Genomic DNA, 15,777 nt, shown 5'->3' with positions numbered 1-15,777 from the left:
GACTACCTCAACGTCAAGGGCGACTACGTCAAGGCGTGGTGGAACATCGTCAACTGGGCCGACGCCCAGGAGCGCTTCACCGCAGCAACCTCCGGCGGCCAGATCATCTTCTGATCCGACCACCGGTACGACGGCGGGATCCCTGAGCTCAGGGATCCCGCCGTCTGCCGTGCTCGGCCAGGTCGCGCAGGCGGGCGTTGTACGCCTCGAGCGCCGCGTCCTCGTTGCGGTCCTCGTTGCGGTCGAAGCGCCTTGCCTCCCGCGTGTCGGAGCGGAACCACTGCGACAGGATCGCGATCATCACCAGGACCAGGGGGATCTCCCCCATAGCCCAGGCCATCCCGCCGCCGAGGTACTGGTCGGCCAGCAGGTCGGTCCGGTAGGGCCGGTCGAGCGCCTTCCAGTAGTCGAGGGCATAGACCGTGTTGGACGCCATCAGCGCCACGGCGAAGAACGCGTGGAACGGCAGCGTCACGAGCAGCACCCCGAACCGGGCGATCGGCTGCAGCGCCCGCGGGGACGGGTCGACGCCGATGATGACGTAGTAGAACAGCGTGCCGACGGCCAGGAAGTGGACCTCCATGACGGCGTGGCCCCAGTGGTTGCCCATCAGGGTCTCGAACAGGCCGGAGAAGTACAGCCCATAGAGGCTGCCGACGAACAGGACCGGGCCGACCAGCGGGTGGGTCACGATCTTGCTGAACCGTGAGTTGAGCAGGCCCAGCAGCATCGCTCGGGGCGACACCTCGCCGGGCCGGCGCGGTCCGGGCAGCGTGCGCAGCGCCAGCGTCATCGGCGCACCGAGGGCCAGGAAGATCGGCGCAACCATCGACAGCAGCATGTGCGAGGCCATGTGGGCGCTGAACAGGACGTGGGAGTACTCCCCCAGGCCGCCGAACGTCGCCCACGCGATCGCAGCCATGCCGGCCAGCCAGGAGAGCGTACGTCCGAGGGGCCACGCTGCGCCGCGGCGGTGCATCGCCCACACGCCGCGCAGGTAGAACGCCGTGCCGAGCCCCACGATCGCCAGGCCCACGCCGTTGCCGGACCAGCCGAACGCCAGGCGCAGGACCGTCGGGGCCGCCGGCAGGGGCCCGCCCAGGAGCTCCTCGACGGGCGAGGTCAGGACGTTCTCCCCCACCGGGGTGGGGGTGCGGGACAGGGCGACGGCGAGGCCGACGGCCGCCGCCATGATGAACACCTCGGTCACCGCGAGTCGCAGGAAGCCGCTGCCGGCCGCCACGATGCGCCGGCGCTGCCGCACGCCGAAGATCCCCAGCACGACCAGTGCCGCGAGCTTGGCCAGGACCAGCCGACCGTACGACGTGCCGACCAGGTCGCCGACCGTCTCGAGGCGCACCGCGGCGTTGACGGCCCCGGAGACCCCGACGATGACGAACGCCCATATCGCGAGCGTCGAGTAGCGCGCCACGGCGGGCTCGAGCCGTTTGCTCCCGCGGATCGCGACCCAGGCGAGGGCAGCCAGCCCGCCGACCCACAGCGTCGCACCGGTCAGGTGGAGGTAGAGGCTCGTGGTCGCCAGGTCGTGCGAGCCGGACCCGGCCGAGTGACCCGTCAGCGCGATCGGGCCGAGGGTCGCAAGGGTCAGGCCCAGGATCGCGGCGATCGAGCGCACGCTGAGCGCGAACCGGGTCGCGATCGCGACGAGCAGGGCACCGAGGGCCTGCAGCAGGATCGCGCGTCCTTCCGCCGTGCCGGCGTAGGCGCTGACGTACGCCCACGACATCTGGGTGAGCGGGCGCCCGAAGATGTCGCCGGAGAGCTTGAGGAAGAAGTAGGCGACGCTCGCCACGGCCCACACCGACGCCCAGCGCGACGCGATCCGGATCGCCTGGACCGACAGCCCCTGCACCTCGTCCTCGGTCGACGGCAGCAGGAACGCCGCGGCGAGCAGGAAGCCGACCACGAGGATCGCCGAGGCGTCGGTCAGGAGCTTGGTGAACGGCAGCGCCCAGCCGACGAACGGGCCGGGATCCGCGATGCCGATGGGGGCCTGCGCGTAGGAGCCGCCGCCCACGACCAGGAACGTCATCAGGGCCAGCCCCGCGACGATCAGGCCGACCAGGGTGTCACGCACGGTCTGCGTCATCGTGCCTCCTCAGGGGGAAGAGCAGCAGGGCGATCGCGACGGCAGCCGCGAGGATGCCCCAGAACAGGTGGCCGCTGTGACGGTGGATGAAGGTCTCCGACTTCGGCTCGGCGGCCTGGTCGGCGGACTGGTCGACGGCCCGGCCGGACGTGACGTCGTACCTGATCGTGCCGGACACGGGGTGCCCGTCCGCCGACAGGACCCGGTACGCCAGCGTGAACGTCCCCCGCTGGTCGACGTCGTCGAGCGTCGCGGTGAGGGTGCGGTCGCTCGCCCGGGCGCCACTGACGTCGACCGTGGAGCCGTCGGGCGCGGTCGCCACGAGCTGGCCGTTGCCGACGTTCTCGCTGAAGGTCAGGGTCACCGCCCGGGGTGCCGTCGCGAGGGTGGCGCCGTCCTCGGGATCGGAGCCGACGAGCGCCGCGTGGGCGCCGGCCGGTCCCATCCCGAGGACGAGCGCGACGAGGGCCAGGAGCCCTCCGCGGAGCAGGAGGTTACGCACGTCGTCGATTCTCCCGCAGGGCCACAACCAGCGCCGCCAGAGCCACCGCGAGGGCGCCGCCGCCGAGCCAGACGCCCAGCTCGGAGTCGTCGGCGCCGGTCGTCTCCGCCTCCGCGTGCGCGCCGGCCTCGGTGGTGCCGTGGCCACCGGCCGTCGCCTCGGCGAGGGCCAGGACGGGTGCCGGGTGCTCGGGCTCCTCGTCCCCCGTCTGCGGCTGGTCCCACGCCACCGTCGTGCCGTCGTCGTACGTCTGCTCGGCGGTGAACGTGATGTCGTCGGCGCTCGGGAACGGTCCGCCGGACAGGGCGAACTCGTCGAACTGGCCGACCGGGATCCCCGCCCCGTCCGCGGTCCAGGTGATCGTGCGGACCGCCTCGGTCAGGTCGAAGTCGCCGACCTTGGTGGGCTTGTCCAGCGTCGCCTTGCGGACCTTGACGGTCCAGCCCGGCTTGGCCCCGGCGGTGGCGAACGCGAACGGCTGGTCGGCCGGCAGCGTCACCACGACCTTGGTCGTGGCGGCCTGGTCGGACTCGTTGGGAACCCTGAAGACCGCCTTGCCGTAGCCGCCCTGGGCGGCGTCGGTCGTCGACACCCCGACGTGGGCGGAGGCAGGAGCGGCGACGGCCACGAGGGCAGCGGTCAGGAACGCAGCGGAGAGCCGCGCGGTGGTGCGTGTCATGGGGGGGCTTTCTGGTGAGAGAGGTGTGCGGCGGGATCAGGCCTCCGCCGGCGGACCTCTCAGCACGCGCGAGTGCGCCAGACGTACGTTTCGCAGTGAGCGGGGCGCGCGGGACATGACGGGCCCGCGCGTGCTCGGCAGCACCGTCGGCGCGAGATGCAGCGGGGCGAGCCGCAGGCCGAGCCGCTCGGCGAGGTGCCAGACGAACGCCTCGCCGCGGGCCAGCACGACGGCGCTCGCGACCGTGGCCAGCAGATGGCCGGCGAGCATGCCGAGCCCCATCGCCATCTCGCCCGTCGAGGTCCCCAGGTGCACGCCGACCTGGCACAGCACCAGCAGGCCCACGAGCTGGCCGGGTGTCACCCGACGTGCGGCGAGCAGCCACGCGATCGCGGTGGCGCCGGCGAGCACGGCCAGCACCGCGGTGGCCGGCAGCGGGCCACCCGCCGTGTGGTGACCGATGGCGGCGGCAGCGACGCACACGAGGGCGGCGGCCAGGGACCGGATGAGCCTGACGGGCCCGTCGAGCGGACGCAGGGCGTACGCGGGATCCGAGGCAGGCACGCCCTCAGGGTATCGAGCGGTCGCCGCTGCGATGCCACGGGATCGTGCCTGACCTGCGTGGGCTTGTACCGTGGCCGCATGGCTGATCACGGACTGACCTCTTCCTTCATCAAGCTCGACGAGGAATGGGGCGCGCACAACTACCACCCGCTGCCGGTGGTCATCTCCGAGGCGGAGGGCGCGTGGGTCACCGACGTCGACGGCAACCGATACCTGGACTTCCTGTCCGGGTACTCCGCCCTCAACTTCGGGCACCGCCACCCGGCGCTCGTCGAGGCCGCCCGCGATCAGCTCGACCGCCTGACGCTGACCTCCCGGGCGTTCCACAACGACCAGTTCGGCGCGTTCTGCCGCGAGCTGGCCGAGCTGACCCAGACCGAGATGGTCCTGACGATGAACACCGGCGCCGAGGCCGTCGAGTCGGCGATCAAGGTCTCGCGCAAGTGGGCCTACGAGGTCAAGGGCGTCGCGTTCGACAGCGCCGAGATCATCGTCGCCGCCGGCAACTTCCACGGCCGCACCACGACGATCGTGTCGTTCTCCGACGACCCCGCCGCGCACGACAACTACGGACCGTTCACCCCGGGCTTCGTCACGGTCCCCTACGGCGACCTGCAGGCGATCAGCGACGCGATCACCCCCAACACCGCCGCGATCCTGATGGAGCCGATCCAGGGCGAGGCCGGCGTCATCGTGCCCCCGGCCGGCTTCTTCGCCGGTGTCCGCCAGCTGTGCGACGACAACAACGTCCTGCTGGTCGCCGACGAGATCCAGTCGGGCCTCGCCCGCACCGGCAAGCTGTTCGCCCTCGACCACGACGACGTGCGGGCCGACCTCTACACGCTCGGCAAGGCCCTCGGCGGCGGGATCATCCCGGTCTCGGCCGTGGTGGGGCGCGCTGACGTGCTCGGCGTCCTCAAGCCGGGCCAGCACGGGTCGACGTTCGGCGGCTACCCCGTCGCGTGCGCCGTGGGGCGGGCCGTCGTCGAGCTGCTCGCGACGGGCGAGTTCCAGACCCGCTCGCAGGAGCTCGGTCGCTACCTGCACGGCCGCCTCGACGAGCTCGTCGGCAAGGGCGTCGCCTCGGTCCGGGGACGTGGCCTGTGGGCCGGCGTCGACATCGACCCGCGGGCCAGGACCGGGCGCGAGGTGTCCATGGCCCTGCGTGACCGCGGTGTGCTGTGCAAGGAGACGCACGAGCGTACGCTCCGCTTCGCTCCGCCCCTGGTGATCACGAAGGAAGAGATCGATCAGGCCGTCGACGCCCTTGCGGAGTCCCTCAACGCCTGACCACCGCGCGAGGATCCGCGAGTGGCGCAAGATGAAGAAAACGGGACGGCGTGTCGTCCAGATCTGCGCCACTCGCGGACGGGTTTGCGCCACTCGCGGTGCCGGGATGGTTGACCGGTCTCGTCGACCGGGTCGATGGTCCGAGGATGACGCAGGACCGGATCGCGCAGGTCGCCGGACGGTTCGACGCGGTCGCACCGACGTACGACCAGGTCGGCGTGGACTTCTTCGGGCCGATCGCACGTCACCTGGTCGGGCCGCTTGATCCCCACCCGGGTGAGCAGGTCATCGAGCTCGGCTGCGGGCGCGGCGCGCTGACGCTGCCGCTCGCCGAGGTCGTCGGGACGGACGGATCGGTCCGCGCCTGCGACATCTCCCCCGCGATGGTCGCCCTGACGGACGAGCTCACGGCCGACCTCCCGCAGGTCGCCCGTCACGCTGATGAACGCCGCCGAGCCGACGTACGAGCCCGAGGAGGCTCGTCCTGACCGGCTCGCCCGCGCCGACGCGTTGCTCGACGGCGTCCCGTCCCTGCGCCAGGGCGTCCGCCACGCCCTCGGACGTACGCTCGACTGACCGCGAGTGGCGCAAACACGCCCCCGAGTGGCGCACATCTGGACGACCCGCCGTCTCATTTTCTTCATCTTCCGCCACTCGCGGATCCACCACGCGAGATCTTGGGGTGGGATCAGCTGAAGAAGGTGGCGCCTCCGGGTGGGGCGGGCGAGCGCTCGCTGTCGGCGTCGGTGAAGGGCGTCCTGGCGGCGAGCTTCTCCACGACGTCGCGATAGGGCATGACCCGGTAGGGGAACGGGGAGCTCGCGGCCCGGCGGGCCAGCGACTCCCAGGGCAGCGGCAGCTGCGACGCCACGACCAGGACGTTGCCGAACCGCCGGCCCTTCAGCGTTGCCGGCTCGGCACTGATCATGATCTGCGCGAATGAGTCGCACACGCCACGGACGACCCGGCGGACGTACGGGAACGGCGCCTTGTCGGCGAGGTTGAGCAGCACGAGTCCCTCCGGCACCACGACCCGCGCCAGGTCGGCGAAGAACTCCACCGTGCCGAGCTCGGCGGGGATCCGCGCGCCGTCGAACGCGTCCACCACGACGACCTCGGCGAAGTCGTCCCGCAGCGCCGCGATCCCGCTGCGCCCGTCGACGGGGCGCACCTTGATACCGCTGTGCCGCGGCAGCGGCAGCTGTTCGCGCACCATCGCGGTGACCTGCGCGTCGGGCTCCAGCACGACCTGCGCGGACCGGGGCCGGGTCGCCGCGATGTAGCGCGGCAGGGTCAGCGCCGCTCCTCCGACGTGGACGAAGCGGTGCGGCGCCCCCGGCTCGCCGTACGCGTCGATGACGTCGGCGATCCGCTGCACGTAGTCGAACTCGAGCCGGCGGGGATCGTCCAGGTCGACGTACGACTGGTCGGTGCCGTCGATCTTGACGGTGTACGCCGAGGGTCGATCACGGTCGGGCACGATCTCGATGTGACGTTCCGGCTCTGGCACGCCGTCACTCTAGTGCGACTCCTCGACCAGCCCGGCCTTGGCGAACGAGATCCCCACCTGACGCCGGATCTCGTCGGAGGCCTCCAGCGAGACGATCGACGCGCTCAGCGGCCGGATCGGCGTCTGGGTCTCCCCGGCCGCGATCCGACGCGCGGCCTCGGCGGCCTGGAAGTGCAGCCCGTCGACCTGGTCGCCGTGCGGCTCGTCGTAGGTCAGGGTCACGCTCCGGTCCGCGGACGTCACGGTCAGCGGGCCCGGCGAGTTGTGCAGGGCCTCGACCGTCAGGACGCCGTCGCTGCCGATGATCGTGATCTCGTTGCGCGGCCAGCCGTGGAGCGTCGTGGCGATGACCGACATCGTGTCGCCGTGCACCATTGTCGCGCCGAGCTGGCCATTGACGCCGCGCGGGTCGGGCACGCCGGCGGCGGCGACCGTCGTCGCCGGGCCGAGCAGGGAGGTCGCGTACGCCAGGGGGTACGTCCCGAGGTCCAGCAGCGGGCCTCCCGCCAGCGTCGCGTCGAAGATCCGGTGGTCGTCGGTGAAGTGCTCGCCGTAGATCGTGTGCACCGACCGCAGCTCGCCGATCAGCCCGCCGTCCAGGACCTGCCGCAGCACGTCCCACTTGGGCAGGAACAGCGTCCACAGCGCCTCGGCGCAGAACAGCCCGGTCTCCGCCGCCTTGGCCGCGATCTGCCGGGCCTCGTCGGCGCTGAGCGCGATGGGCTTCTCGACCAGCACGTGCTTGCCCGCGTCCATCGCCAGGAGCGCGTGCGGCAGGTGCGAGGGGTGGGGCGTCGCGACGTACACGATGTCGACATCGTCGAGGGCCACCAGCGTCTCATAGCTGCCCACGGCGGTAGCGATGCCGTGGCGGCGGGCGAACGCCTGCGCCCGGTCGAGGGACCGGGAGCCGACCGCCACGATCTCCTGGCGGGTGTGCGCCTGCAGGGACGCGACGAGCTGCTCGGCGATCCAGCCGGGCCCGAGGATCGCCCACCGCAGCACCGGCGCGTCCATCGAGTCGGGCGTGCGCGGAGTCGGCAGCGCGGTGGGGAAGGTCATGCGAGTGCCTCGTGCACCAGTGGAGCGACCTCGCGGCCGTAGAGCTCGATGCTGCGCATCAGCTTGTCGTGGGCGAGGGTGCCGTTGCTGAACTTCAGGTCGAACCGGTCGAGCCCCAGGAGCCGCGCGTTGCGGACGATCTTGTCGGCGACGGTCCGCGGCGAGCCGACGTAGATCGCCCCCTCCGGTCCGGCACCGGCGTCGAACTCCGCGCGGGTCGGCGGCGGCCAGCCCCGCTCGCGACCGATGCGCTCGCGCTGCACCGCGAAGTGCGGCCACAGCTCGTCGCGCGCCTGCTCGTCGGTATCGGCGACGTGGCCCGGCGAGTGGACGCCGATGGGCAGCTGCGGCGTGCCGAGCTGCTCGAGCGCCTGCCGGTAGAGCTGGGTGAACGGCGCGAACTGCGCGGGCGGCCCGCCGATGATCGCGAGCATCAGCGGGATGCCGTAGCGCGCGGCCCGGATGACCGACTCGGGGCTGCCTCCCACGCCGATCCACGTCGTGACCGACCCGGACGCCGTCTTGGGGAAGACCTCCTGCCCGACCAACGGCGGGCGCAGGTTGCCCTCCCACGTGATCGGCCCCTCCGAGCGGAGCGCGGCGAACAGGTCGAGCTTCTCGCTGAACAGCTCTTCGTACTGGCCGAGGTCGAAGCCGAACAACGGGAACGACTCGGTGAACGACCCACGGCCCAGGATCACCTCAGCGCGCCCGTTGGACACCGCGTCGAGGGTCGCGAATCGCTCATAGACCCGGATGGGGTCGTCCGAGCTCAGCACCGTCACGGCGGTGCCGAGATGGATCTGCTGCGTGCGCGACGCGATCGCCGCCAGGACGACCTCCGGCGCGGTCACCGCGAAGTCCTCCCGGTGGTGCTCCCCCACGCCGAAGAACGCCAGTCCCAGCTCGTCGGCCAGCACGGCCTGCTCGATGATGTTGCGGATCACCTGGTCGTACGGCAGCGGGACCCCGTCGGCCCCGGCGGTGACGTCGCCGAACGTGTCGAGGCCGAGCTCCAGCCGGGCCACGTCAGCCGACCCGGGCGGCGTGGTTCTCCGAGGCGGTGCGCACCTCGACCAGCATGCCCTTGGCGAGCTGGCGACCGCGGCGGGTCTCGATGACCCCGTCGACCGACACGTCGCCGTCACCGATCATGGCGCCCGCGTGGGCACCGGAGTCGGCGAAGTTGGCGAACTTCAGGAACTGGCCGAGCCGGATCATGTCGCCGGTGATCTCGATGACCTCGATGTCGTCGTTCGTCATGGGGGAAGCATAGGCTCGCAGGCATGGACACGACCGCGCGCGCCGACGTGTGGGTGTCGTCGGTCCGGCTCTACCGGACCCGGTCCATCGCGTCGTCGGAGTGCAAGGCGGGGCACGTGCGCATCAACGGCGCCAAGGCCAAGCCCTCCCAGCAGGTCAAGATCGGCGACCGGGTCGAGGCGCTGACCGAGGGGGGCCAGCGGATCGTCGTCGTCACGCGGATCATCACCAAGCGGGTCGGCGCACCGGTCGCGGTCCAGTGCTACGACGACCACACGCCGCCGCCCCCGCCCAAGGAGGAGGTCGCGGTGATGCCCCGCCGTGACCGCGGCGCCGGGCGCCCGACCAAGCGGGACCGCCGGGCGATGGACCGGCTCAGGGGGCGCTGAGCCCCGGCACGTGGGCGCGCAGGAAGACGCCGACGTCCTCGAGCTCCTCGGCCGAGATCGCGTGGGCGAGCCCGGCGTACGTCCGCTCGGTCGTGGCCGCGTGCTCGGCCAGCCACACCGAGGCGCGCTGGGTCGCGTCCGGCGCGATGACCGGGTCGGCGTCCCCGTGGCCGAAGAACACCGGCACGTGTCGCACGGCGAGCGCGGCGTCGCCGGGCAGGTCCGCATCCAGCACGAACCCGGACAGCACGAGCGCGGCGACGAACCGCTCGGGTCGGGCCCGCAGCAGCTGGCTGACCATCAGCCCGCCCTGTGAGAAGCCCAGCAGGACGACCGGGCGATCCGCCGGGACCCGGTCGTCGAACCAGGCCAGGAGCGCCTCGGTCGACGCCGCGACGATCGCGGGATCGGGGCGGCCGGGGACCGTGATCGGCACCCAGGCGTACGAGCCGGGGCCGAGCGTCAGCGGAGCCCGCACCGACACCGTCGCGAGACCCGCCGGGAGGTGCGCGGCCAGGCCGGGCAGGTCCTGCTCGTTGGATCCGAAGCCGTGCAGCAGCAGGACCAGCGCATCGGCGTCGCTGCCGGTCCGCACCGTGACGGTGTCGTCGATCGTGCTCATGGTCGTCGTCTCAGGATGGGAAGCAGGGCCGCGCTGCTCAACGGAGCGACCTCGATGTCCCCGACGTCGTGCGGGTCGACCCAGCGGCTCTCGGCGATCTCGGCGGCCGCCAGCGGCAGCGCGGCGTCGACCGTCAGGGTGTAGACCTCGGCCACCACCCGGTGCCCCGGCTCGTTGGCGGCGTCCTCCTCGAACGTCCCGAGCCACGTGAACGCCTCGGGGCCGAGGACGAGCCCCAGCTCCTCGTCGAGCTCGCGGCGCAGGGTCTCCAGCGGGCTCTCCCCCGGCTCGATCTTGCCGCCGGGCTGCATGAAGACCGTCGTGCCGTGCTTGCGCACCATCAGCGCGCGTCCGTCGGCGTCGACCGTCAGCGCCGCTGCCACGTGGATTACCGGCGCGCTCACGGGACGGGCGTCTCGTCGGTCGTGCCGCCCCACTTGTCGGTCCACGACGGCGGCGCCGACAGGATCGTCAGCAGCTCGTCGAGGTCGTCCGCGAAGGACACGATCCCCGACTGCTCGGCACGGACGAAGCCCGACTCCACCATCGTGGTGAGCATCGTGCGCATCGGCGACCAGAACCCGGCGACGTCGAGGAACCCGCACGGCTTCGCGTGGATCGTCAGCTGCGCCCAGGTCCACTGCTCGGCGATCTCCTCCAACGTCCCGGCACCGCCCGGCAGGGCGATGAACGCGTCGGACAGGTCGGCCATGAGCTGCTTGCGCTCGTGCATCGACTCCACGACGTGCAGCTCGGTCAGCCCGTGGTGGGCCAGCTCGCGGTCGTCGAGCTGGCGCGGGATCACCCCGATGACGCGGCCTCCGGCCTCGACCGCCGCGTCGGCGACGGCCCCCATCAGGCCGACGTGCCCGCCGCCGTACACGACGTCGATCCCCCGCTCGGCCAGCGTCCGACCCGTCAGCCGCGCCGCAGCCTCGTACGCCGGATCGGTCCCGAAGCTCGAGCCGCAGAACACCGCGATCGCGGCGAGGCTGCTCATGAGTCCCCCAGTGCGGTCGCGAGCGCGTCGACGGCACCGGGCGGCCCGCCCACCGACCAGGTCAGCCCGTCGACCTCGACCCGGCGGGCGACGCCCCCGGCGCCCCGCAGCAGGGCCGCGCCCGGCAGCCAGTCCCAGTCGGGGGTGCTGTGCTGGAACCAGCAACCGAGCCGACCCGTCACGACGCCAACGAGGTCCATCGACCCCGAGCCGTGCATCCGGAGGGTCGCCGGCAGCGCCGCGGCGCGCAGCCAGGCCGTCCGGATCGCCGGGTCGTCGATCGTGGCGGGGTGGATGTACGTCGCAGCGCCCAGGCGCTCGATCGGCTGGTCCACCATCCGGGCGACGGGACCGCCATCGAGGGTCGTGGGGAGGTCCGGCCCGCCCACGAGGACGCCATCGCGGTGGTGCGCCACGGCGCCCAGGACCAGGTCGTCGCCGTCGGTCAGCGCGATCGCGGAGCACCAGTAGTCCGAGCCGGTCGCGAAGTTGTAGGTGCCATCGACCGGGTCGATGACCCACCGCCGGCCGGACGTGCCGGCCACGCTGGTGCCCTCCTCGCCCAACAGGCCGTCGTCCGGGCGCTCCCGCCGCAGGGTCTCGACGACCAACGCCTCGGCGGCGTGATCGGCGTCGGTCACGACGTCGGACACCGAGGTCTTGCGCTGGACGTCGAGGGTCGACTCGGCGCGCATGCGGAAGGCCAGGGCCGCCGCCTCGCGCACCAGACGCGTCGCGAGCTCGACATCGGACTGCAGATCGCTCATGCGGTCATCCTGCCGTGCCCCCGCGCGGGCGATCGCCCCGGCTGGCAGCGGCGAGGTCACACGGGGGTCGGTCGCGCCGCTCCCGGCTGCAGCGCCCCGCGGGACGTCGCGATCCGGTCGAGCTCCCGCTCGGGCTCGACGAGCCCCGTGACGGGCGGCCGGCCGAGGTCGACGAGATGGGCGAGGTAGCCGTCTGCTGTCCGGTCGGTGACGGAGCCGAGCACCCGACGCCAGGTGTCCCGCGCCTCGTCGAACCGCGCGCCGGCGGCCACCGGGTCGCCCTCCGCGGCGGCCACGAGTCCCCGGACGTACGCGATCTGCGGGAGCAGCGACCAGGGCTGGTCCGCGCGAGCCACGGGATCCAGCACGGCGGTCCGGAGCCGGAGCCTGGCGCCCGCCGGGTCCCCGGACCGGACGAGCGCCTCCGCGCACCGTAGGCCCGCCGTCGGTCGGCTCACCTGCGCTCCGTCCACCAGCGCACGGTCGAGATGGCGCGCCGCCTCCCGGTGCCGACCGGCGGCGAGCGCCACGAGACCCACGTCGTGCACCGTGGTCGCGACGAGTCCGGGCGCGTCGAGCCGCTGGGCCAGGGCCAGCTGGCGGCGCGCGGTGTCGGCGGCCTCCTCGTGCCGGCCGAGCCGGGCCAGCAGCTGGGCCCGCGCCGCGAGGCTGCCGACCAGGAGCGCGGGCACGTCGGCCGTCGCGTCGACCGCGCGGTCGGCGAGTGCCAGCGCACCGTCCCGGTCCCCCGCGCAGCTCAGCGCGCACGCGGCGTTGACCAGCACGGCGAAGGCCCGATCGGGGAACCTCGCGGAGACCGCGTGCGGCGGCGCGCGCAGTGCGACCCCGGCCGCCCGGGCGAAGAGCCCTCGTCGGATCAGTCCCTGCATCCGGATCTCGACGACGTCGGACACCTCCCGCGCACCCAGCGAGCCGGGCAGCAGCCGGTCGGCCCGCTCGAGCAGCTCCTCGTGGCGTCGGCCGTCACCCGCGACCGCGTCCCCCCAGGCGAGGCCCAGCAGGACGTCGGCACGCAGGCGCGGGTCGTCCCGCCGGGTCAGCAGGTCGTGGGCCGCGGAGTAGGCCGTGATCGACGCGGTGGGATCGCAGCGCACCCCCCGGAGCTGTCGCCCCCGACGACACCACGCCGCCGCCAGGTCGTGGACCGGCAGGAGCTCCACCGCGCGGTCCCACGCCGCATCCGCCTCACCGTGCCGTCCTGACCAGGCGCAGACCTCCTGCAGCTCGAGCCACAACCGCCCGTCGGCGGGGGCGGCATCCGTCGCCCGGGTCAGGAAGCCGTGAGCCTCCGTCAGCGCGCCCACCTGCCGGGCGTCCGCCGCCGCGACGGCCCACTGTGCGGCCGCCTCGACGGCCCGGCCGGCGCCGGCCAGGTGGTGTGCCGCGTCCGCGTGCCGTGAGGGGTCGACCGCGGCAGCGATCCGGTCGTGCAGTCGCACCGGGTCCACGATCTCGGCGCTGACCGCCGCCCGGAGCAGCTCGTGCCGGAAGCCCAGGGAACCCCCGCGCCTGGCCAGCAGCCCCTCGGCGGCCGCCGCCTCCTCCAGCGCGTCGATCCGGTCGATCCCGAGGCGGTCCAGCTCCGGCGGCGACAGCGGGCGTCCGGCCACCGCCAACAGCTGCACGAGCTGCACACCGCCCGGGGGCAGCCGGCTGCACGAGGCGCGCACCGCGGAGCGCAGGTTGGGCGGCGGGCCCGCACCGCCCTGCGCCAGCGCCTGGCTCGACGCCACGACCAGCAGAGGATTGCCCTCGGCGGCGGCGACGACCTTGTGCACCGCGTCGGTCCCCAGCGACTGGACCGAGGCCGCGAGCGCCTCCACCGCCGGGGCGTCCAGCGGGCGCACGGGGACCTCGACGACGGGGCCGCGCACCGTCAGGTCGGCGAGGAGGGTCGCCAGCTCCATCGGGAGGGCGCCACCACGGTGGGCGACGACGAGCAGGGCCGGCAGGGCCGCGACGCGGCGGGCGACGTGGGCGGTCAGCCGCAGGCTGGCGGCGTCGACGCGGTGGGCGTCGTCGAGGACCACCATCGTCGGCCGGTGCGCGCAGGACCACTCCACGAGCCGAAGGACCGACTCGAAGACCCGCAGCCGTTCGAGCTCGGGAGCCGTCACGGACGTCGGTGGCTCCGGGTGACCGAGCCGGCCGCCGAGACCCGGCGACAGCCGGTTGAGCTCGCGCGGCCAGCCGGCGTCCTCGGGCACGGGCGGGACGGAGGCCGCCAGGGCGTCGCACAGCTCGAGCCACGCGGAGAAGGGGGTCCGGGCGGCGGCATCCGCGCCCACCGTCGCGGCGACGATGCCACCGGACGCCTCGACCCGATGCGTCAGCTCCGCGACGAGGCTGGACTTGCCAATGCCGGCCTCGCCCACGAGCACCACGACCTGACCGTCCCCGCGGGCTGCCCTGTGCCACAGACGCGTCAGGCCGGCGACCTCGTCGGCACGCCCGAACAGCTGCGGTCGCGGGCTCCGGGCGACCCCGGCCCGGGCCCGTGCGTGCACCGCCCGGGTGGGCACCGACGGGCGTACGCCCAGCTCGGTCGCGAGCCGGCGGGCGAACTCCCGCGACGCCTCCACGGCGCTGGCGCGGTCGCCCGTCAGCAGCAGCCGCTGCAGCAACGACCGGTGGGCGCCCTCGTCGATCGGGCACCGCCGGCACAGCTCGCGGGTCAGCCGGACCGCCTCGGGCAGGTCGCCGGCTCGCTCGGCGGCGTCTGCCCGCTCGGCAAGGGCGGCGAGGGCGGCATGGCGGCGTTCGTCGCGTGCCGAGGCCGCCCACTCGTCCGCGAGCCCCGGCAGCAGCAGCCCGTCGGCCTGCGCGTCGTCCTGCAGCGCGTCGACCCAGACGTCGTCCGCCACGAGCCCGACGCCGGAGCGCGTGGCCTCGACGTAGCGGGCGGCGGGTCCCCACGAGCGGTGAACCGCCCACAACGCCGTCCGCAGGTTGGCGAGCGCGCGATCGTTCGGCATCTCGGGCCACAGGCTGGCGGCGACCTCCCGGCGGGGGTGGCGACCCGGGTGCAGCGCCAGCCAGCCGATCAGGGCGCAGGCACGCTCGCCGGGGGGCATGGCAACCGCCGCACCATCCACCTCAGCCTCCATGCGGTCAACGATCCGCAGCCGAAGCATCTCTTCACGATAGTCCCGTTCGTCCCGCATTGACGGTCGATTGACGGTACGTCGACGGGCCCGCCCGATCGTGGAGAGAGGACCTACAGGAAGGAACACCATGAGCACCCAGTCGCACCCGTCCCCCACCGATCAGCCCCGCACGCAAGCCCGCGAGATCGACCCTGATCGCCTCGACGAGCTGCTCGGCCGCATCATCGGTGACCTGGGCGGCACGATCAGCGCCGGCCTCGTCGTGATCGGCGACGAGCTCGGCATCTATGCCGCGATGCGCGGCGGCGATCCGGTCAGCACCGAGGAGCTCGCGAAGCGCACCGACACGTCGCCGGTCTACCTCTCGCCCTGGCTGGCCAACCAGGCCGCCGGCGGCTACATCCAGTACGACCGCGAGACAGGCCTGTGGTCGATGACCCCCGAGCAGGAGGCTGCTCTGGCCGATCCCGACAGCCCGGCGTTCTTCACCGGCAGCATGCAGCTGGCGCTCGCGGCGCTCAGGGACGTACCGACGATCAAGGACCGGTTCCGCTCCGGGCAGGGCTTCGGCTGGCACGAGCACGACGGACTGCTCTTCACGGGCACGGAGCGCTTCTTCAGGCCGGGGTACGCCGCCAACCTCGTCGACAGCTGGCTGCCGGCGATGGAGGGCATGACCGAGAAGCTCGACCAGGGCATCGACGTCCTCGACGTCGGCTGCGGGCACGGCGCCTCGACGATCCTCATGGCGCAGCACTTCCCGCGCTCGCGGTTCGTCGGGATCGACTACCACGAGGGCTCGATCGTCGTGGCTCGCCGCCGCGCCGAGGAGGCCGGCGTGGCGGACCGCGTGACGTTCGAGGTGGGCGACGCCGCCGACCTGCCGGCCCG

The 15,777-nt window shown here is 73.1% G+C and carries 19 protein-coding genes; 6 read left to right on the top strand and 13 right to left on the bottom strand.

Features of this window, described 5'->3' with window-relative positions:
• A partial coding sequence (locus JWQ91_RS16495) for a Fe-Mn family superoxide dismutase (RefSeq protein WP_366521391.1) occupies nucleotides 1-114 on the top strand: 114 nt, incomplete at its 5' end.
• A gap of 34 nt (nucleotides 115-148) precedes the next feature.
• Here the strand turns inward: JWQ91_RS16495 and JWQ91_RS14480 are convergent.
• Genes JWQ91_RS14480 through JWQ91_RS14465 form a run of 4 tightly spaced genes read right to left on the bottom strand, consistent with a single transcriptional unit; the run spans nucleotide 149 to nucleotide 3,855 of the window.
• Nucleotides 149-2,110, bottom strand: a complete 1,962-nt coding sequence (locus JWQ91_RS14480) for a cytochrome c oxidase assembly protein (protein WP_297785585.1) — start codon at nucleotides 2,108-2,110, stop codon at nucleotides 149-151.
• Nucleotides 2,091-2,612, bottom strand: a complete 522-nt coding sequence (locus JWQ91_RS14475) for a copper resistance CopC family protein (protein ID WP_297785582.1) — start codon at nucleotides 2,610-2,612, stop codon at nucleotides 2,091-2,093. The genes JWQ91_RS14480 and JWQ91_RS14475 overlap by 20 nt, the downstream gene beginning before the upstream one ends.
• Nucleotides 2,605-3,291, bottom strand: a complete 687-nt coding sequence (locus JWQ91_RS14470) for a YcnI family protein (RefSeq protein WP_297785580.1) — start codon at nucleotides 3,289-3,291, stop codon at nucleotides 2,605-2,607. The genes JWQ91_RS14475 and JWQ91_RS14470 overlap by 8 nt, the downstream gene beginning before the upstream one ends.
• A 36-nt stretch (nucleotides 3,292-3,327) precedes the next feature.
• Nucleotides 3,328-3,855, bottom strand: a complete 528-nt coding sequence (locus tag JWQ91_RS14465; protein WP_297785578.1) for a hypothetical protein — start codon at nucleotides 3,853-3,855, stop codon at nucleotides 3,328-3,330.
• A gap of 78 nt (nucleotides 3,856-3,933) precedes the next feature.
• Here JWQ91_RS14465 and rocD point away from each other — a divergent pair, with 78 nt between their 5' ends.
• The 3 genes from rocD to JWQ91_RS14450 all read left to right on the top strand — a co-directional run bounded on the left by rocD (nucleotide 3,934) and on the right by JWQ91_RS14450 (nucleotide 5,721).
• Nucleotides 3,934-5,145, top strand: coding sequence for an ornithine--oxo-acid transaminase (rocD, locus tag JWQ91_RS14460; protein ID WP_297785575.1), 1,212 nt, complete (start codon nucleotides 3,934-3,936; stop codon nucleotides 5,143-5,145).
• A gap of 146 nt (nucleotides 5,146-5,291) precedes the next feature.
• Nucleotides 5,292-5,633, top strand: a complete 342-nt coding sequence (locus tag JWQ91_RS14455; protein ID WP_297785572.1) for a methyltransferase domain-containing protein — start codon at nucleotides 5,292-5,294, stop codon at nucleotides 5,631-5,633.
• A complete protein-coding gene (locus JWQ91_RS14450; RefSeq protein WP_297785569.1) occupies nucleotides 5,587-5,721 on the top strand; it encodes a hypothetical protein in 135 nt (44 codons plus the stop codon). The genes JWQ91_RS14455 and JWQ91_RS14450 overlap by 47 nt, the downstream gene beginning before the upstream one ends.
• 112 nt (nucleotides 5,722-5,833) lie before the next feature.
• On the opposite strand, the gene JWQ91_RS14445 is transcribed toward JWQ91_RS14450, so the two are convergent.
• The 4 genes from JWQ91_RS14445 to JWQ91_RS14430 are packed head-to-tail and all read right to left on the bottom strand — an operon-like array spanning nucleotide 5,834 to nucleotide 8,938.
• Complete coding sequence (locus JWQ91_RS14445) at nucleotides 5,834-6,655, bottom strand: fused MFS/spermidine synthase (RefSeq protein WP_297785567.1); 822 nt, start codon at nucleotides 6,653-6,655, stop codon at nucleotides 5,834-5,836.
• Nucleotides 6,656-6,664: 9 nt separating this feature from the next.
• Nucleotides 6,665-7,717 carry a Gfo/Idh/MocA family oxidoreductase gene (locus JWQ91_RS14440; protein WP_297785564.1) on the bottom strand — a complete coding sequence of 351 codons (1,053 nt, stop codon included), beginning with the start codon at nucleotides 7,715-7,717 and terminating at the stop codon, nucleotides 6,665-6,667.
• The gene (locus JWQ91_RS14435) at nucleotides 7,714-8,745 is read right to left on the bottom strand and encodes an LLM class flavin-dependent oxidoreductase (RefSeq protein WP_297785561.1); all 1,032 of its coding nucleotides are present in this window, start codon (nucleotides 8,743-8,745) and stop codon (nucleotides 7,714-7,716) included. Before JWQ91_RS14435 ends, JWQ91_RS14440 begins: the two co-directional genes overlap by 4 nt.
• A 1-nt stretch (nucleotide 8,746) precedes the next feature.
• A complete protein-coding gene (locus JWQ91_RS14430; RefSeq protein ID WP_297785587.1) occupies nucleotides 8,747-8,938 on the bottom strand; it encodes an RNA-binding S4 domain-containing protein in 192 nt (63 codons plus the stop codon).
• Nucleotides 8,939-9,003: 65 nt separating this feature from the next.
• Between JWQ91_RS14430 and JWQ91_RS14425 the strand changes: the two genes are divergently transcribed.
• Nucleotides 9,004-9,369, top strand: coding sequence for an RNA-binding S4 domain-containing protein (locus tag JWQ91_RS14425; RefSeq protein WP_297785558.1), 366 nt, complete (start codon nucleotides 9,004-9,006; stop codon nucleotides 9,367-9,369).
• Here JWQ91_RS14425 and JWQ91_RS14420 read toward each other — a convergent pair.
• From JWQ91_RS14420 to JWQ91_RS14400, 5 genes are read right to left on the bottom strand one after another with little or no spacing between them, the layout of a single operon-like run.
• Nucleotides 9,356-9,991, bottom strand: a complete 636-nt coding sequence (locus JWQ91_RS14420; protein ID WP_297785555.1) for an alpha/beta fold hydrolase — start codon at nucleotides 9,989-9,991, stop codon at nucleotides 9,356-9,358. The genes JWQ91_RS14425 and JWQ91_RS14420 overlap by 14 nt on opposite strands.
• Nucleotides 9,988-10,395, bottom strand: coding sequence for an NUDIX domain-containing protein (locus tag JWQ91_RS14415; RefSeq protein WP_297785552.1), 408 nt, complete (start codon nucleotides 10,393-10,395; stop codon nucleotides 9,988-9,990). Before JWQ91_RS14415 ends, JWQ91_RS14420 begins: the two co-directional genes overlap by 4 nt.
• Nucleotides 10,392-10,991 carry a TIGR00730 family Rossman fold protein gene (locus JWQ91_RS14410; RefSeq protein ID WP_297785549.1) on the bottom strand — a complete coding sequence of 200 codons (600 nt, stop codon included), beginning with the start codon at nucleotides 10,989-10,991 and terminating at the stop codon, nucleotides 10,392-10,394. Before JWQ91_RS14410 ends, JWQ91_RS14415 begins: the two co-directional genes overlap by 4 nt.
• Nucleotides 10,988-11,758 carry an inositol monophosphatase gene (locus tag JWQ91_RS14405; protein ID WP_297785546.1) on the bottom strand — a complete coding sequence of 257 codons (771 nt, stop codon included), beginning with the start codon at nucleotides 11,756-11,758 and terminating at the stop codon, nucleotides 10,988-10,990. Before JWQ91_RS14405 ends, JWQ91_RS14410 begins: the two co-directional genes overlap by 4 nt.
• Before the next feature lie 56 nt (nucleotides 11,759-11,814).
• Nucleotides 11,815-14,853 carry an AAA family ATPase gene (locus JWQ91_RS14400; RefSeq protein ID WP_297785543.1) on the bottom strand — a complete coding sequence of 1,013 codons (3,039 nt, stop codon included), beginning with the start codon at nucleotides 14,851-14,853 and terminating at the stop codon, nucleotides 11,815-11,817.
• A gap of 160 nt (nucleotides 14,854-15,013) precedes the next feature.
• Here JWQ91_RS14400 and JWQ91_RS14395 point away from each other — a divergent pair.
• On the top strand, nucleotides 15,014-15,777 hold a 764-nt coding region (locus JWQ91_RS14395; RefSeq protein ID WP_297785540.1), incomplete at its 3' end, for a class I SAM-dependent methyltransferase.

The sequence above is a fragment of the Aeromicrobium sp. genome, assembly GCF_025965075.1.
Lineage (GTDB): Bacteria > Actinomycetota > Actinomycetes > Propionibacteriales > Nocardioidaceae > Aeromicrobium.
The sequence above is the reverse complement of the archived record's forward strand: the minus strand, read 5'-3'. Positions and strand labels throughout refer to the sequence as shown.

Coding starts and splice junctions, on each gene's coding strand:
- JWQ91_RS14480 (WP_297785585.1), bottom strand. CDS start 2,110: ATGACGCAGACCGTGCGTGACACCCTGGTCGGCCTGATCGTCGCGGGG.
- JWQ91_RS14470 (WP_297785580.1), bottom strand. CDS start 3,291: ATGACACGCACCACCGCGCGGCTCTCCGCTGCGTTCCTGACCGCTGCC.
- rocD (WP_297785575.1), top strand. CDS start 3,934: ATGGCTGATCACGGACTGACCTCTTCCTTCATCAAGCTCGACGAGGAA.
- JWQ91_RS14455 (WP_297785572.1), top strand. CDS start 5,292: ATGACGCAGGACCGGATCGCGCAGGTCGCCGGACGGTTCGACGCGGTC.
- JWQ91_RS14450 (WP_297785569.1), top strand. CDS start 5,587: ATGAACGCCGCCGAGCCGACGTACGAGCCCGAGGAGGCTCGTCCTGAC.
- JWQ91_RS14440 (WP_297785564.1), bottom strand. CDS start 7,717: ATGACCTTCCCCACCGCGCTGCCGACTCCGCGCACGCCCGACTCGATG.
- JWQ91_RS14430 (WP_297785587.1), bottom strand. CDS start 8,938: ATGATCCGGCTCGGCCAGTTCCTGAAGTTCGCCAACTTCGCCGACTCC.
- JWQ91_RS14425 (WP_297785558.1), top strand. CDS start 9,004: ATGGACACGACCGCGCGCGCCGACGTGTGGGTGTCGTCGGTCCGGCTC.
- JWQ91_RS14420 (WP_297785555.1), bottom strand. CDS start 9,991: ATGAGCACGATCGACGACACCGTCACGGTGCGGACCGGCAGCGACGCC.
- JWQ91_RS14410 (WP_297785549.1), bottom strand. CDS start 10,991: ATGAGCAGCCTCGCCGCGATCGCGGTGTTCTGCGGCTCGAGCTTCGGG.
- JWQ91_RS14405 (WP_297785546.1), bottom strand. CDS start 11,758: ATGAGCGATCTGCAGTCCGATGTCGAGCTCGCGACGCGTCTGGTGCGC.
- JWQ91_RS14400 (WP_297785543.1), bottom strand. CDS start 14,853: ATGCCCCCCGGCGAGCGTGCCTGCGCCCTGATCGGCTGGCTGGCGCTG.